Annotated in this window: 14 protein-coding genes; 4 read left to right on the top strand and 10 right to left on the bottom strand. The window is 71.3% G+C overall.

The window, feature by feature from the left end:
- Positions 1–89 precede the first annotated feature (89 nt).
- Positions 90–818 (top strand): lysophospholipid acyltransferase family protein, encoded by a 729-nt coding sequence (locus IOD14_RS27405; protein ID WP_020137079.1) that lies wholly within the window; start codon positions 90–92, stop codon positions 816–818.
- An 87-nt stretch (positions 819–905) separates the two neighbouring features.
- Here IOD14_RS27405 and IOD14_RS27410 read toward each other — a convergent pair whose 3' ends face one another.
- The 6 genes from IOD14_RS27410 to IOD14_RS27435 form a co-directional block, all read right to left on the bottom strand.
- Complete coding sequence (locus IOD14_RS27410; RefSeq protein WP_123987477.1) at positions 906–1595, bottom strand: phenylalanine--tRNA ligase beta subunit-related protein; 690 nt, start codon at positions 1593–1595, stop codon at positions 906–908.
- An 8-nt stretch (positions 1596–1603) separates the two neighbouring features.
- Entirely contained in the window at positions 1604–2176 is a 573-nt protein-coding gene (locus IOD14_RS27415) for a transglutaminase domain-containing protein (protein ID WP_212671810.1), read from the bottom strand.
- Positions 2177–2237: 61 nt separating this feature from the next.
- A complete protein-coding gene (locus IOD14_RS27420) occupies positions 2238–2750 on the bottom strand; it encodes a GNAT family N-acetyltransferase (protein ID WP_212671811.1) in 513 nt (170 codons plus the stop codon).
- A 103-nt stretch (positions 2751–2853) separates the two neighbouring features.
- Positions 2854–3924, bottom strand: coding sequence for a low specificity L-threonine aldolase (locus IOD14_RS27425; protein WP_212671812.1), 1071 nt, complete (start codon positions 3922–3924; stop codon positions 2854–2856).
- The gene (locus IOD14_RS27430; protein WP_123987481.1) at positions 3921–4670 is read right to left on the bottom strand and encodes an SDR family oxidoreductase; all 750 of its coding nucleotides are present in this window, start codon (positions 4668–4670) and stop codon (positions 3921–3923) included. Before IOD14_RS27430 ends, IOD14_RS27425 begins: the two co-directional genes overlap by 4 nt.
- 35 nt (positions 4671–4705) lie before the next feature.
- Positions 4706–6103: a DUF6421 family protein gene (locus tag IOD14_RS27435; RefSeq protein WP_123987482.1), complete on the bottom strand. Its 1398-nt coding sequence runs from the start codon at positions 6101–6103 to the stop codon at positions 4706–4708.
- Positions 6104–6374: 271 nt separating this feature from the next.
- Between IOD14_RS27435 and IOD14_RS27440 the strand changes: the two genes are divergently transcribed.
- On the top strand, positions 6375–7058 hold the full coding sequence (locus IOD14_RS27440; RefSeq protein WP_123987483.1) for a glycerophosphodiester phosphodiesterase family protein: 684 nt from the start codon (positions 6375–6377) through the stop codon (positions 7056–7058).
- Positions 7059–7073: 15 nt separating this feature from the next.
- Here IOD14_RS27440 and IOD14_RS27445 read toward each other — a convergent pair whose 3' ends face one another.
- Positions 7074–7610, bottom strand: a complete 537-nt coding sequence (locus IOD14_RS27445) for a GNAT family N-acetyltransferase (protein WP_123987484.1) — start codon at positions 7608–7610, stop codon at positions 7074–7076.
- Positions 7611–7681: 71 nt separating this feature from the next.
- Here IOD14_RS27445 and IOD14_RS27450 point away from each other — a divergent pair, with 71 nt between their 5' ends.
- Together IOD14_RS27450 and IOD14_RS27455 are read left to right on the top strand one after the other, a co-directional pair.
- A complete protein-coding gene (locus IOD14_RS27450; protein WP_123987485.1) occupies positions 7682–8074 on the top strand; it encodes a glyoxalase superfamily protein in 393 nt (130 codons plus the stop codon).
- Positions 8075–8184: 110 nt separating this feature from the next.
- Entirely contained in the window at positions 8185–9507 is a 1323-nt protein-coding gene (locus IOD14_RS27455; protein WP_212671813.1) for a diacylglycerol kinase family protein, read from the top strand.
- A gap of 7 nt (positions 9508–9514) precedes the next feature.
- Here IOD14_RS27455 and IOD14_RS27460 read toward each other — a convergent pair whose 3' ends face one another.
- The 3 genes from IOD14_RS27460 to IOD14_RS27470 form a co-directional block, all read right to left on the bottom strand.
- Positions 9515–12109: a cellulosome protein gene (locus tag IOD14_RS27460; RefSeq protein ID WP_212671814.1), complete on the bottom strand. Its 2595-nt coding sequence runs from the start codon at positions 12107–12109 to the stop codon at positions 9515–9517.
- Positions 12110–12234: 125 nt separating this feature from the next.
- Positions 12235–12774 carry a MarR family transcriptional regulator gene (locus tag IOD14_RS27465; RefSeq protein WP_123987488.1) on the bottom strand — a complete coding sequence of 180 codons (540 nt, stop codon included), beginning with the start codon at positions 12772–12774 and terminating at the stop codon, positions 12235–12237.
- Positions 12771–14366, bottom strand: coding sequence for an FUSC family protein (locus IOD14_RS27470; protein WP_212671815.1), 1596 nt, complete (start codon positions 14364–14366; stop codon positions 12771–12773). Before IOD14_RS27470 ends, IOD14_RS27465 begins: the two co-directional genes overlap by 4 nt.
- Positions 14367–14529: the final 163 nt, after the last annotated feature.

Below are 14529 nucleotides of genomic sequence, written 5' to 3' on the forward strand. Positions count from 1 at the left end.
GGGCACGATCTGCGAGATGCCGTAAACCTACGGCTGCGTAACTTAATGCCGGGAGTTCCCGCGCAGAGCAGGAAGGGCTCACCCCGCCCATGGCAGAGCTTGTTTACCGTCCCGTCGTCGGATTCGCCCAGGCGCTGTTCAAGGCCTGGGACCTCAAGATCGACTGCAAGGGTTCGGAGAACATCCCGCGCTCGGGCGGCGCCGTGCTGGTGAGCAACCACATCAGCTACCTGGACTTCGTCTTCAACGGCCTGGCCGCGCTCCCGCAGAAACGACTCGTGCGTTTCATGGCGAAGGAGTCCGTCTTCCGCCACAAGGTCTCGGGTCCGCTGATGCGCGGGATGAAGCACATCCCGGTCGACCGCAAGCAGGGCGAGACGGCGTACGCCCACGCCCTGGAGTCGCTGCGGTCGGGCGAGATCGTCGGGGTCTTCCCGGAGGCGACCATCTCGCAGTCGTTCACGCTGAAGAGCTTCAAGTCGGGCGCGGCGCGGATGGCCCAGGAGGCGGGTGTCCCCCTGATCCCCATGGCCGTGTGGGGTACGCAGCGGCTGTGGACCAAGGGGCACCCCCGCAACTTCAAGCGCAGCCACATCCCGATCACGATCCGGGTCGGGGAGGCGATCGAGGCGTCCCGGGACAAGTACGCCGGAGCCATCACGCGCCAGGTCCGGGAGCGGGTCAACGAGCTCCTCGAAGCCGCTCAGCGCGCCTACCCGGTACGGCCCAAGGGGCCGGACGACACATGGTGGATGCCGGCGCACCTCGGAGGGACGGCGCCTACGCCGGAAGCGGTACGGGAGGCCGAGGCGCGGTAGGCGTCCGGTCGCGGATCCGTGGCGGTCGGCCGTGCCCCCGCGGCCGAGCCGCCCATCGGCCCGGCCCCGCGCTGCCGACGGGGCGCGTCAGCGAACCGCTGCCTCGATGCGCGCACCCGGGCTGAACTTCTCCAGCAGTTCGGCCAGTTCGGTGGCCGCCTTCTCGACATCCCGCACCGGCATCGGCGCCAGGCTCTCCAACAGGAAGATTCCCGAGACGGTTTCCTCCGTGAGCCTGGTGCGGGGGCCCTGGCGCCAGTTCCAGCGTCGGCACGTGACGCCTGCGTCGTCGCGCCAGACGACCTCCCCCGCGTCGGGGTGCTCGACGATCTCCTCGCCTCCGGCCACCGTCACGAAGGGCTCGTCACCGGTGGCCCGTACGAGGCGCATCCCGCCCCGGACGCGGTCGAGGTCCTCTCCGCCGACGGGGACGAGGTGCGCGACGCTGATCGCGTTGTAGAGGTCGACCAGGAGGTTGATCCGGGGCAGGCCGGCGTCCGACAGGGCCCGCTTCGCCAGCGCCTCCGCGGAGTTGCGGGTGCGCGACGGCTTGGAACCGAACGCCGTGTACACCTCCCGCCAGGCCGCCATGTGCGGGTCCTCGTGCGGGGCGCGCCCGTCCAGTCGTACGGCGAGACGGCGGGCCGCGTCGTCGAGGAGCGCGGAACTGGCGTCGGTGCTGGGCCCGTTGACGAGTCCGTGGGCCTCGACGGCGAGGTGCGTGAAGCCGGGTGCGAGGGCGCGCACCTCGTCGGACACGGTCAGGGAGAGAGTCATCGGGTGCCTCAGAGTGCGGTGGGGAGCGTCTTCCAGAGGTACGCCCGGTCGGGGGCGGCCTTGAGGACGCTCAGGACGACCGGGTGGGGTTCAGCGTACAGGACCGGGTAGTCCATCTCGTTGGACTCAGGTTCGGGCGTGAAGGCCAGCCGCTCGCCGTCCAGCGAGAACCGGGCGTCCACACCGGGCTTGTTGCCGCGGGGGTCCTGGCGGTGCCAGGCGCCGTTGAACCGCACGGCGACCAGACCGTGCACCACGTCGAGCCTCTGGTAGCAGAACGCGGTCGGGATGTCCTCGGCGCGCAGCAGGGCGGCCAGCGCGTGGGCCTTGGCGTAGCAGATGCCGGTGCCCTGCTCCAGGACGTCGGAGGCCCGCCAGGTGACACGGGGGTCACCGGAGTCGTGGGAGTGCGGGATCGCGTCGCGGACGAACTCGAAGGCCAGTCGCGCATAGGCATACGAGTCCACGGCGTCCCTGGCGAGACGTGCGGCTGCCTCGCGGACGACCGGGTGGTCATGGTCGATGACCTCGTCGGAGGCCAAGTACGCGGAAAGGTCCGGGGTGTTCTGGATCAGCTCCATGCCCGCAGAGCATAGGAAGACGATCACCTCGGGGTCAATTTATTTACAGAGCTCAGTATATTTATGCGGAGAAGCAGTGCACGGTCACCACCTGGTACGGGCTCCACCGCTGCTCGACCGTGGCCAGCCTCGTCCAGCCCAGCCGTTCGTACAGGGCAGCCGCGGCGGTGTCGGAGGCGACGACGTCGAGCACCGGGTGCAGGCCGCGGTGCCGTGCCTCCTCCGTCACCCGGCCCATCAGCAGCGCGCCGAGCCCGTGCCCTCTCGCCCGCGGGGCGACGAACAACCGCCCGACCACCGCGGCCTGTTCCCTGCACGCGCCGTTGCGCTCGCTCCACAGGTCAGGGGCCGCATCGCCTTCGGAGGCGCGGGAGAGCCCGACGTGGCCCGCCACCTGTCCGTCCAGGTCGGCGACCCAGTTGCCCAGTGCCGCCGCGGGCGTCAGCCACTCGCCCGGCCGGGCGGGCCAGTTCACCGGATAGCCGTCACGGTGGTGCACCTCGGCCAGTGCCCGTACGCATGCTTCGACGTCCTCATCGGTCCTCGGCCGGACCCGGAGCGCTGTCTTGTCCACACCGGCATGCAAGCACAGGCGATCACCGCCCCGGCACGCGACCGGGGCCGGTCCGGCGGATCGTCCGGCGTCACCTCACCCGCCACGATCCGCCGGACAGGCCTCAGCGCGCCATCTCCTCCTTCAGCGCCGCCACGAACGCGTCCACGTCGTCCGCGGTGGTGTCGAAGGCGCACATCCAGCGCACGACGCCCGCGGCCTCGTCCCAGAAGTAGAAACGGAAGCGCTTCTGGAGGCGCTCGCTCACGTCGTGCGGGAGCTTGGCGAAGACGCCGTTGGCCTGCACGGGGTAGAGGATCTCGACGCCGTGGACGGCGCGGACGCCCTCCGCCAGGCGCTGGGCCATCTCATTGGCGTGGCGGGCGTTGCGCAGCCACAGGTCCTTGGCGAGCAGGGCCTCCAGCTGCACCGACACGAAGCGCATCTTGGAGGCGAGCTGCATGGACAGCTTGCGCAGGTGCTTCATGTGGGAGACGGCGTCCTGGTTGATCACCACGACCGCCTCGCCGAACAGCGCGCCGTTCTTCGTCCCGCCCAGGGAGAGGATGTCGACGCCGACCGCGTTGGTGAACGTGCGCATGGGGACGTCCAGGGAGGCGGCCGCGTTGGCTATGCGGGAGCCGTCCAGGTGGACCTTCATGCCGTGCGCGTGGGCGTGCTCGCAGATCGCGCGGATCTCGTCGGGCGTGTACAGGGTGCCCAGCTCGGTGCTCTGGGTGATCGAGACGACCTGCGGCATCGCGCGGTGCTCGTCGTCCCAGCCGTAGGCCTGCCTGTCGATCAGCTCGGGCGTGAGTTTGCCGTCCGGCGTAGGGACGGTGAGCAGCTTGAGGCCGCCCATGCGCTCGGGGGCGCCGCCCTCGTCGACGTTGATGTGCGCGCTCTCGGCGCAGATCACCGCGCCCCAGCGGTCGGTGACCGCCTGGAGCGCGACGACGTTGGCTCCGGTGCCGTTGAAGACCGGGAAGGCCTCCGCCGTGGCCCCGAAGTGGCTGCGGACGATCCTCTGGAGGTTCTCGGTGTAGTCGTCCTCGCCGTACGCGACCTGGTGCCCGCCGTTGGCGAGGGCCAATGCGGCGAGCACCTCCGGGTGGGCCCCGGCGTAGTTGTCGCTGGCGAAGCCGCGGACCTGCGGGTCGTGATGGCGACGCGCGTCGGTCCTCGGTGGGTTCACGGCTTCTCGGTCAGCCACAGACGTTTTCCGTTCACTTCGGCGGCGGGCTTCTCCCAGACACCGGCGATCGCCTCGGCCAGTTCCCTGACGTCGGTGAAGCCCGCGAACTTCGCGTTGGGCCGCTCGGCGCGCATGGCTTCGTGCACCAGTGCCTTCACCACCAGGATCGCAGCCGCGGACGTCGGCCCGTCGGGGCCCCCGGCCTTGCGGAAGGCGTCGGCGAGGGCGAGCGTCCACGCCTCGGCGGCGGCCTTGGCGGCGGCGTAGGAGGCGTTGCCCGCGGTGGGCTTCGTCGCGCCGGCGGCGCTGATCAGGAGGTAGCGGCCGCGATCGCTGCGCTGCAGGCCCTCGTAGAAGGCGAGGGAGGTGTGCTGCACGGTGCGGATGAGCAGCAGCTCCAGGAAGTCCCAGTCGTCCAGGCTCGACTTGACGAAGGTCTCGCTGCCGCGCCAGCCGCCGACGAGGTGGACCAGGCCGTCGATTCGGCCGAAGTCCTTCTCGATGTGCGCCGCCCAGTCGCGGGTGGAGTCCAGGTCGAGCAGGTCGACCGGTTCGCCGGTCACGGTGGCGCCGCCCGAGGCGTAGCGTGCCGCGTCCACGGCCTCCGCGAGCCGCTCCGGGTCGTTGTCCGCGCCGACGACGGTCGCGCCCGCCTCGGCCAGTCGCAGCAGCGCCGCGCGGCCCGCGGGACCGCCCGCGCCGGCCACCGCGATCACCGCACCGCTGAGAGCTCCGTTCCCCACCATGCGCTTCGCCTCCTGAGCTGTTGTGGTGCGGTCGCTCACGCGGCGACCCGCTCGGCACTCTCCGCCGTGATGCCCCGCGTGGAGGCGATCACGTTCTTGAGCTTCTTGGAGAGGGCCTCATAGAACATGCTCAGCGGAAACTCGTCCGGAAGCACGTCATCGACGAGTTTCCGGGGCGGCAGCGACAGGTCCAGGGCGTCGGGACCCTTGGCCCACCTGGAGCCCGGGTGCGGGGCGAGGTACTGCGACACCAGGTCGTACGCGGCGAACCAGTGGACCAGCTTCGGGCGGTCGATGCCCGCTCGGTACAGGTCCTCGATCTCGGCGCACAGCTGGTTGGTGACCTGCGGGGCGCGCTGCCAGTCGATGAACAGCTTGTTGTCGGTCCAGCGGACGACGTCGTGCTTGTGCAGGTAGGCGAAGAGGAGCTGGCCGCCGAGACCGTCGTAGTTGCGCACGCGCTCACCGGTGACCGGGAAGCGGAACATGCGGTCGAAGAGGACCGCGTACTGCACGTCACGAGCCTGCGGAACGCCGTCCTCCTGGAGCTTCACGGCCTCCTTGAAGGCGGTGAGGTCGCAGCGCAGCTCCTCGAGGCCGTACATCCAGAACGGCTGACGCTGCTTGATCATGAACGGGTCGAAGGGCAGGTCGCCGTGGCTGTGGGTGCGGTCGTGGACCATGTCCCACAGGACGAAGGCCTCCTCGCAGCGCTTCTGGTCGTGGACCATCGCGGCGACGTCCTCGGGCAGCTCCAGGCCCAGGATGTCGACGGCGGCGTCGGTGACCCGGCGGAAGCGGGCGGCCTCGCGGTCGCAGAAGATACCGCCCCAGGAGAACCGTTCCGGCGCCTCGCGCACGGCGATGGTCTCCGGGAACAGGACGGCCGAGTTGGTGTCGTAGCCGGCCGTGAAGTCCTCGAACTTGATGCCGCAGAACAGCGGGTTGTCGTAGCGGGTGCGCTCCAGCTCGGCCAGCCACTCGGGCCAGACCATGCGCAGCACGACCGCCTCCAGGTTGCGGTCCGGGTTGCCGTTCTGCGTGTACATCGGGAAGACGACCAGGTGCTGGAGGCCGTCCGCGCGGTTGGCGGCGGGCTGGAAGGCCAGCAGGGAGTCGAGGAAGTCGGGCACCTCGAAGCCGCCCTCGGACCAGCGCCCGAGGTCCTTCACCAGGGCCGAGTGGTAGTCGGCGTCGTGCGGCAGCAGGGGCGACAGCTCCTGCACCGCGTCGGCGACACGCCGTACGGCCTCCTCGGCGTCCGCGCGCGCGGGCGCACCCTCGGCCTCGAAGTCGATCGACCCGTCCTTGGACTGCCATGGCCGGATCCGCTCCACGGCATCCTTGAGCACGGGCCATGCCGGGTGCTCCACCACCCTGGTCACGGGAGGAACCAGGTCCTCCGACGCCGCCTGCACAAGAATTTCCGTCATGTCCCATCCTCCACAGGAGAACCTCGCGTATGGAGACCGTATACATACGAGCTTCCGTCCAGCAAGAGCGGTTACGGGAAGTTATCCTGCGCGACCCAATGGTCACCGAACTTTTTCCTGTCGAGTGCCATGAACACAGCGATTCCGGGTACGGGAGATCGTTTCCCCGTACGTCACCGCGATCCCTCGCGTACGCACGGGTACATCACACGGCGTAGCCATTAGGCTGCGGCTCTGCACCGAGCCGCCGTCGACGGAAGCGAGTTGAACCTTGAACTTCCTTACCATCGGTCATCGCGGAGTCATGGGTACCGAACCCGAGAACACCCTCCGTTCCTTCGTCGCCGCCCAGCAGGCCGGCCTCGACGTCATCGAACTCGATCTGCATCTGAGCAAGGACGGCGCCCTCGTCGTCATGCACGACACCGACGTGGACCGCACGACCGACGGAACCGGCCCCATCGCCGAGAAGACCCTCGCCGAACTGCGCGCCCTGGACGCGGGCCGCGGCGAGCGCGTCCCGACGTTCGAGGAGGTCCTGGACGCGGTGCGCTCGCCGCTCCAGGCCGAGATCAAGGACATCGCGGCCGCCCGTGCGCTGGCCGAGGTCATGCTCCGGAGGGATCTCGTCTCCCGGGTCGAGGTGTCCTCGTTCCACGACGAGGCGATCGCCGAGATCGGCCGGCTGGTCCCCGGCGTACGGACCGCGCTGATCGGCAGCCGGTTCGGCCCCGACATCGTCGACCGCGCCGTCGAGGCCGGTGCGGGGACGGTCTGCCTGAACATCCGCAGGCTGACCCTGGAGGTCGTCGAGGCGGCCCGCAAGGCGGACCTGAGGATCATCGGCTGGGTGGTGAACACCCAGGACCACCTTCGGCTGGTGCGGGCCCTGGAGCTGGACGGCGCGACGACCGACTACCCGGAGATCAAACGCACCGGACGCTTCACCGCCTGAACCGCGGCAGGAACGTCACACCAGCGGCTTGACCAGCAGCTCGAACCGAAGGTCGTCGCGCTGCGGCACACCGAAGCGCTCGTCGCCGTACGGGAAGGGCGTCATCTCTCCCGTACGGCGGTAGCCGCGGCGCTCGTACCAGGCGATGAGGTCCTCGCGCACGGAGATCACGGTCATGTGCATCTCGGTGACGCCCCAGGTCTCCCGCGCGATCCGCTCCGCCTCGGCGATGATCACCTTGCCGAGACCGCCGCCCTGGAGCACGGGGCTGACCGCGAACATCCCGAAGTACGCGTGGGTGCCCCGGTGTTCGAGCTGGCAGCAGGCGACGACCCGTCCGTCCCGCTCCACCGTCAGCAACCGGCTGTCGGGCGACTTGATGACCGCGAGCACACCCTCCGGGTCCGTCCGCTGCCCCTCCAGGATGTCCGCCTCGGTGGTCCACCCGGCCCGGCTGGCGTCCCCGCGGTACGCCGACTCGACCAACGCGACCAGCGCGTCCACATCGGCGTCGGTGGCATCACGGAAGGTGAGGCCGGCGGTGGTGTCCATGGGGCGCATCTCCACTTCGGGGGCACAACTCGGGCAGGCTCGAGAGTAGCGCCCCGGATAGGCTCGCCCGCATGGTGCACGTACTGAGCGGCCGCGTCCTGCTGCGGCCCACGGATCCGGAGCGTTCCCGAGTCTTCTACGGCGATCAGCTGGGCCTCGCCGTGTACCGCGAGTTCGGCACGGGGCCGGAGCGGGGCACCGTCTACTTCCTCGGCGGCGGGTTCCTGGAGCTGTCCGGGCGCTCCGAGGCGCCGCCTGCCGCGGACGTCCGGCTGTGGCTCCAGGTCGCCGACGTGACCGCGGCGCACCGGGAACTGCTGGACAAGGGCGTCGAGATCGTGCGGCCACCGGTGAAGGAGCCGTGGGGACTGGTCGAGATGTGGGTGGCGGACCCGGACGGGACGCAAATCGTGCTGGTGGAGGTCCCGGCGGACCATCCGATCCGCAGTCGCCCGGGAATCTGAACCCACCGTCCACCGGCCGCCGGCATCACGCGCGGTGCCTGCCGTTGCGACCACTTGGATATGCTCCGCCGACCGCCGTGGCCCCAGGGCGTCGAGCAGTGGAGGAGCACATGAGCGTGGACGTGAACGCCCCGGCCTTTCGCAGGCAGAGATGGGCGGCCAGGACGTCCCTGGCGACGGCCGCCCTCGCGGTACTGCTCCCCCTCGCCTACGGCGGTCTGGGCGGCGTCCTGCTGCTGGCGGCCGGGCTCGCGGGCGCGGCCGTCACGGCGGCGGCGATGTGGTGGACGCTGACGCGACGCGGCCCGGAACGCTGGCTGGCGGCGGCGCTGGCGGTCGTCACGCCCGCCCTGGTCCTGGTCCTCTTCGTCATCACCCTGGGATGGGTGATCGTGCTGTCGCCGGTGCTGTGGAGCATGGCCGTGTGGAGCGGGCGCTACGCACTGCGCAGCGCCGGTACCCGCCCGAAGCGCATGAAGGAGCACCGGGCGCGGTCCGTGCGGCGGCCCTTCCTGATCATGAACCCCCGCTCCGGAGGCGGGAAGGTCGAGCAGTTCGGGCTGCGGGAGAAGGCCGAACGGCTGGGCGCACGGGTCGTCCTGCTCGACCCGGAGGAGCAGCAGGACGTGACCGCGCTGGCCCGGGCGGCCGTGGCCGAGGGCGCCGACCTGCTGGGCGTCGCGGGCGGGGACGGCACCCAGGCGCTGGTGGCCGCCGTCGCCGCCGAACACGACCTGCCGTTCCTCGTCGTCTCCGCCGGCACCCGCAACCACTTCGCCATGGACCTCGGTCTCGACCGCACCGACCCCGCGACCTGTCTGGAGGCGCTCACCGACGGTGTCGAACTCCGCGTGGATCTCGGCTTCGTCGCGGACCACCCGTTCGTCAACAACGCCTCCTTCGGCGCGTACGCGGCCGTCGTCCAGAGTCCCGCCTACCGCGACGACAAGATCGGCACGACTCTGGAGCTGCTCCCCGACCTGCTCACCCGGCAGCGCGGCCCGCATCTGACCGCGCGGGTCGACGCCACCACGATCGACGGTCCGCAGGCCGTACTGGTGAGCAACAACGCCTACCGCACCGGCGACCCGGTGGGCCTCGGCCGCCGTGAGCGGCTCGACTCCGGGCTGCTCGGCATCCTCGGCGTCAGGGTGGACAGCGCCGCCGAGGCGGCGGCCCTGCTCCTCGACCCCGATCCGGAGGGTCTGGCGGTCCTGTCCGCCCGGGAGGTCGTCGTCGACGCCGACCGTCCGGAGATCGAGGTCGGCGTCGACGGCGAGGCCCTGGTGCTGCCCACCCCGGTCCACTGCCGCATCGCGCCCGGGGCGCTAAGGGTCCGTGTCCCGAGGAAGCGACCAGGTGTGCCGGCCAGGCAACCGCGCCTGAACTGGCGGCGGTTGCGCAAGCTGGCGGCGCCGGCCGGCCGGGGGTGACGGGCTTTCAGTCCCCGAGGGCCAGCGGTGTCACCGTGACCTGGTCGATGACGGGGGCGTAGGCGGAGCGCCGGCCGAACCCGTTCCTGGTGTCCCCGACGTCGCCGGCGAAGTCCGGGAGCTCGTCCGCGGTGAAGGTGAGCGTGTTCGGGCCCGGCCGCAGGGTGACGGGCACGGACAGGTTCCAGAAGTTGTTGAAGTGGAAGGTGGTCGGGAACAGGACGCGCCGGGCGGGCGCCCCGTTGACGCCGATGTCGGCGTGACGGCAGACCGGGTCCGGGTTGTAGTGGGTGGAGGGGGGCTGCTCGCCGTTGGAGTAGCGGATCGTCAGCGCGTGGCGGCCGGCGCGGTCCGCCGTGACGGTCAGGGTGAGCGCGTTCGCGGGTCCGGCACCGACGCCGTCGACCGCCTTGCCGCCCACGGCGTACGGGAACCCGGCCACCCTCGCCGCGCCGGTCATGACGCCTTCCTCGGCGGCGTACACGGTGGCCGGCAGGAGACCGCGCGAGGGGCCGATCCGCAGCCGGTCGACGATCAGCCGGTCCGACGTCCCGGTGACGGTCACCTTGTTGACGCCTCCGGCCAGGAAGAGCGGTACCGCGCCGCGCTCGACACGCCCGGTCTCCTCGCCGTTGACGCTCAGCACGCCCTCCCCGGGCCCGAGCGCGTCGACGGTCACGGAGGCCTCGCCGTCGTCGGTCGCGTGCACCCAGAAGGTGACGGTGCCTCCCCGCGGGAGCACGGCGACCCCGGGTCCCGAGGCACCGCGGTGGGCGTGGCTGACCCGGGCGCCACCGGCGAGGTCCGCGAACTCGGCGTCGTACAGCGCGATGTCGTCCTCCTCCCGCAGCACGAGGTCCAGCTTGTCGACGGCCGCGTCGCCCCTGGTCGCCCCGAGGTCGGGGTCCTGGGCCGCGAGGGTGATCCGGTGGCGGCCCGCGGTGAGCTCCGCGCGGGTGTCGGTGTGGCCCCAGACCGCCGGCTTGTAGCCGAGCGGCAGCCGCAGTTCGCGCGGGTTCTCGCCGTCGACGCGCAGGAAGACGTTGGTGGGCCCCTGTTCGCGCACCAGGTCGGCCAGGTTGTGCGAGCCCGCGAACACCATGAGGTCGTACGTCCCGGCCTGCGGGACCTCGACGTCGAAGGCGAGCACACCGTCGGAGCCGGTGCGCAGTCCGCCCACGTGGTAGCCGCCGGAGGTGGCGAACCGGTCGACGGCGGACGGCGACCCCTCGGGCCCGTTCCTCGCGTAACCGCCGCCCGTGTAGCGGGCGTCCTCGGCCTCGTACGTGTGCCGCCAGCGCACCGCGGGCGGCAAGGACTCGGCCCCGTTGCCGCCCGGCGACAGGATCACCTGGTAGGCGGACATCGCGTCGAGGCCGTCCAGACGCACCGTCACCTCGCCGTCGTGGACCGGGAGTTCCTCGTCCCGCAGCCGCAGGGGCGGTGCTCCGGCGCCCACTTGGCCCGTCCAGCGGATCTCTGTGAGCCGTACGTGGACCACGTCCCCGAACACCTCGGCGTCCACGCCCTCGAACACGATGTCCGCCGTGCCGTCCGCTCCTCCCAGCAGCGCCCGGGCCTGGCGCTTGTCCCGGTCGAGGGTGGCGACGCCCTGAAGCGTGTACTGCACGTTGGGGTGCGGGGCGACGACCCGCACGGTGTTCCCGCTCAGCTGTCCGTAGGCGTTGTACAGCCACCACTGGCCGTTGGCCTTGTTCGCCTCCACCGCCGAGTCGTTGAGATTGCCCGCGATGTTCCAGTAGGCGAGGTCGGCGTCGACCTTCGACTCCTCGATCGCGGCGATCCACTGGATCATCTGGCCGGGGACTGAGACGTGGTAGTTGTGCGCGTACTCGTTGATGTTGACGGGCAACGGGCCGATGCCCAACTCCCTTTCCAGCTCCCGGTACTTGGCGACGTTGGTGCGGACCTCGGCGGGCGAGGACAGTTCATGCCAGGTGACGATGTCGGGCAGCACGTCGTGCGCCTTCGCGAACTCCAGGAAGTCCCTGACCTCGGGGTACAGGACGCAGGTGTTGGGTCCGGCCACGCGCGCGTGCGGGTCGAGGTCCTTGATGAGGCGGTGGGCGGCCTCCCAGGCGGCGAAGTAGTGCTCCGGTGCGGTCCGCCAGGAGACCCGGTCGTAGCTCCACTCCCCCTCGCCGAACATGTTGCCCTCAGGTTCGTTGAACGGCACGTACACGATGTGGGACCTCGACTCCCCCAGCGCCAGGACGTGTTCGACCTGGCGGCGGATCACGTCCAGGTGTCCGGCCAGTCGCTCCGCACCGGTGGCGCCCGGCCACTCGTACGGAAACCCCCGGTAGAAGTCGGGCAGGTAGACGTAGACGTCCTTGCCGCCCGCCGCGACGAACGGGGGCAGGATCTCCAGGGCGTCGCCGCCGGGGTGCTGGGCGCCGTCCTGGGCCTTGGTCGTCACCGTGCGCGGGTACATGCCCTCGACCACCACACGGCTGGGCACGCCGTCGCCGTAGAGGCCGTAGAGCGTGCCGCTCGCCCCTCCGTGGAAGGGGCCGGTCTCGGTGCCGAGGTCGATGGTGAGCTTCTCGCGGGCGGGACCTTCGGCTGCCACGGCATCCATCCTTCGTTCGACATTCCGTACGACAGTCGATGATCCGCACCGACCTGGACGAACGTAGGAAGCGCGGGTGGACCGCGTCAACAGGCGGCGGGCTTCGAAACTTCCGAAACCGCAGGTCGGGGGCGTCAGGCGCGGAGCACGCCCAGGCTGCCCTCGAGCCGGCCGAGCAGTTCGCCGAGCCGGGCGGCGAGTTCGTCCCGCGCCTCGGGGGTCAGCACGGCCAGGACGGCCGTCTCGTAGGCCAGTTGCTCGGGCAGGATCCCGTCGACCAGGTCACGTCCGGCCTCGGTGAGCCGGACGTGGGCCACGCGCCGGTCGCGGGTGTCGCCCCGGCGCTCGACCAGGCCCCGTTCGGTCAGCTGCTTGAGGCGCTTGGTGACGGCGGCGCCGGAGGAGAAGGTCTCGCGGGCCAGGTCGCCGGGGGTGAGCTCGTGGCCGGTGCGGCGCAGAGCGCCCAGCAGGTCGAACTCGGGGCGGCTGAGACCCGCCCGGCGCAGGGGGGCGTCCTCGGCCTGCTGGAGGAGGGCGGCGCAGCGGTTGACGCGGCCGATGATCTCCATGGGGCCGGTGTCGAGGCCCGGGTGGACGGTCTGCCACTGCCGGACGACGGCGGCGACGGTGTCGTTTCTCGTCGGGTCCGCCGGTCGGCCGTTCGGTGCCGTCATGGACGTACGCCCTCCGCTCTGTGGTGCCGGATCGTCGCGGCGAGCGTACGGTGTCCGGCCCGCTCGGCGTGCACGACCCTCTCCAGGGGCAGGGCGCGCAGCCACCATTCGCCGGATGCCGCCTCGACGGTCGCGCGCAGGTCGACCAGGGCGGTGGCGAGGGCGCGGCGGGCGGTGTCCAGGGCGCCGAAGTCGGGGTGCGGCTCGGCCAGGAGACGGGCCGCGTGGTCCCGGGCGCGTTCCACGGCGGCCAGCGACAGCTCGACACGGTCGCCCGCGCGCCGGTTGGTGACGGCCAGGGCGGCGACGAATCCGGCCAGCGCCCCGACGAGGGTGTCCACGACCCGGTCGGTGATCAGCCGGCCCGGCTCCTGGTACCCGGCGAACTCGGTGATGAGCAGGGCCATCGGGGTCACACAGATGCTGCCGAGCCAGTAGTTGCGGCCGATGAGCGCCTCGGCGCCGAAGTTGAGGGCGAGGCAGCACAGGACGAGGGCAGCGGGCCCGAGGTGGGCGAGCGGGACCAGGGCGGCGAACACCAGCACCCCGACGAGGTTGCCGACGACCCTCTGCACAGCCCGGCTCCAGGTGAGGGTGACATTGGCCTGGTAGAGGGAGGCCGCGGTGACCAGGGCCCAGTAGGGGCGACCGACGCCGAGCGCCAGGGCGGCGTACCCGGCGAGGGCGCAGCCCAGGGCGGTGCGCACGGCGATCGGGGCGAGCATGCGCCACACCGGATGGGCGGGAGCGGTGAGTTCGGCCTCGGCACCGAGGAGTTCGTCGGCGGCGAGGAGTTCCTCGCCTTCCGTCCGCGGGACCGGTGCCGTGCCGCGCAGTGCGCGGGCCCAGGCGCGCAGGCGGGCCCGGTCGGCGTCGGCCGGGGCGGCGAGGGCGACCTCGGCACGCACGACGAGGCGTTCGAGGGCACGCCGGGTCTCGGAGCGGGCTCCGGCGGAGAGCAGGGTCTGCCAGGCGGCCTGGACGGCGGCGTGGGCGGTTGCGCTCACCGGGGAGCGCGGGTTCTCGGCGTGCGCGGCAGCCGCGTCGAGGGCACGGGCGGTGGCCCGGCGCTCCGGGCCGTGCGGCCGGAACAGGCCCGGCGCCATGCCGACCAGCCAGGCCCAGCCGCCCGCCGCGAGGGCCAGGGCGAGGTGGCCGGGGACCTGGGGGAGGGTCTGCGGGACGAACAGGGAGGCGGAGCTGATGAAGGTGAGCACGACATGACCCGGCGGGCCGATCCGGGTCGCGTCGCAGAGCGTCTTCTGTACGGCGGCCACGAGCGCCCCGACGGTGACCAGCACGACCGCGCTGCCGGTGAGGGAGGCGGCGACCAGGCCGACGCCGAGTCCTGCGACCATGCCGAGCACCACCCCGGCCAGCGCGCGGGCCCGGGCGGCGTAGGGCCGGTTGTGGGCGTACAGCGCGCACAGGGACCCGGCCATGGTGTACATCGCCAGGTCGAGCCGGCCGAGGGCCAGCAGGGTCAGGTTGGGCGGGGCGACCGCGACCACCACGCTCAGGGCGGGCTTGAACCAGATGTCGGAGGGCCTGCCCAGGCGCAGCACACCGGCCAGCGGGAGACGAGCGTTCATGAACAACAACCTTAGCAGGTGTTTTACCCGTAAAAAATACGGGAACGGCGCCCTGACCTGCTGTGCTCCGTCGCACGCTCCCCGTGTACACCCTTGCGCTCGATTGCGCGCCGCATGGCCCGGGCATTCCTTGACCGACCGTCGAGGGGGTCGAGGGGGAGGT

Origin of the sequence: Streptomyces sp. A2-16 (assembly GCF_018128905.1) — a bacterium.
Classification (GTDB): Bacteria; Actinomycetota; Actinomycetes; order Streptomycetales; family Streptomycetaceae; genus Streptomyces.